Here is a 1,373-nt window from a genome sequence, read left to right on the forward strand (position 1 = left end):
AATCACATGAACCAGATGAGCCAGACCCTCTCTTAGCTCACGCCGCCATCTGTCCCAAAATCCCTGACGACGGACACTCGATGATCCGCCCTGCTTTTCGTAGATAACCCATTTTCTGATAAGGTTTGGAGACTTGTGGGCTTTGTAAGGGGGGAGAGTTGCTTAAGTTTGACGCGGAGACAACGAGATTACTTGAAATCGCCTATCAAGGCGCAGAATTGACACGGCGGCGACAGGCTTCATTTGATGCGCTGTGCCCTGCTCCCGGTGAGACTATTTTGGACATCGGTTGTGGCAACGGGATGTTAACAGCGGAGTTGGCCCGCGTAGTTGGCTCGGATGGTTATGTCATCGGAATCGACCCAAGCGAGGACATGACAGAAGCCGCAAAAGAACGATGCAGCGACTACGCAAACGTGGAGTTTCGTGCAGGTTCCGCAAATCACTTGCCCATTGAGGATGAACGTGCTGACAAGGCCGTCTCGGTACAGGTCTTTGAGTACCTCGAAGACGTAGACGGTGCATTGGCTGACACGCTGCGGTGCGTCAAACCCGGTGGGCGCCTTGTCATCAGCGATCTACACTTTGGCAGCTTGATTTGGTTCAGCGACGAGCCCGACAGAATGCAAAAGATGCTGACATCCTGGAACCAGCACTTTGTGAGTGGTTCCGTCCCGGAAAGACTGCCCGCACTGATAAAGGCTCGCGGCAACCATGTGGAAGATGTCTTGTCGTTCACAATGACAGATCACCAGCTAAAGCCTGATGGCCTCGCAATCATGATGATGCACCTCATAAAGCAATACGCTGTCGCAAATGACCATGTTGATCCCGCTGTTGCGCAATCGTGGTTTGACGAACAGCTTAGCCTTGCAAAAGTTGGGCGCTTCTTTTTTTCGATGACCCAATTTATCTTCGTGGCGCGTAAAAGGGGTTGATAGACCGAAATGACCTGGCCTCGGTTCTTCCGCGGGCTCGCTGAAAGGCACAGTTCAAGAGCCCCCCACAGGTATCGTTGTCGTCGTGATTGGTGCTGCAATCTTTTGTCCGAACTTAATTGTCGCCGTTGAAGCCCCAATGAAGGGCCAGACGTGCAGCCATTGATCAGGCGTTCGAACGACCGCAGCGATAGACGTAATGCACAGAAGGTCTCGTGTTGGTGCTAACTCAATGGCTAAAACAGGTACGTGGCTGTCACTTCCAGCTTGCAGCTGCCTTTGGTGTGATCCAATCGCCTTACCCGGCCGATTGTCACCAAATGTCGTCAGAACCTTCCCGGATACAGATTCATCATACTCTGCACGTCCAGTTCACTCGAAAACGCATCGGGATTACTCCAGATCACGTCATTAATATAGCCGCGTTCCGCGTGA

General features: G+C 52.3%; 1 protein-coding gene. It reads left to right on the top strand.

Going from position 1 to position 1,373, the window contains the following annotated elements:
* Nucleotides 1-158 precede the first annotated feature (158 nt).
* Complete coding sequence (locus AC2FLP_RS22075) at nt 159-938, top strand: methyltransferase domain-containing protein (protein ID WP_496686561.1); 780 nt, start codon at nt 159-161, stop codon at nt 936-938.
* Nucleotides 939-1,373: the final 435 nt, after the last annotated feature.

The sequence above is a fragment of the Ruegeria sp. CDSA141 genome, assembly GCF_059612005.1.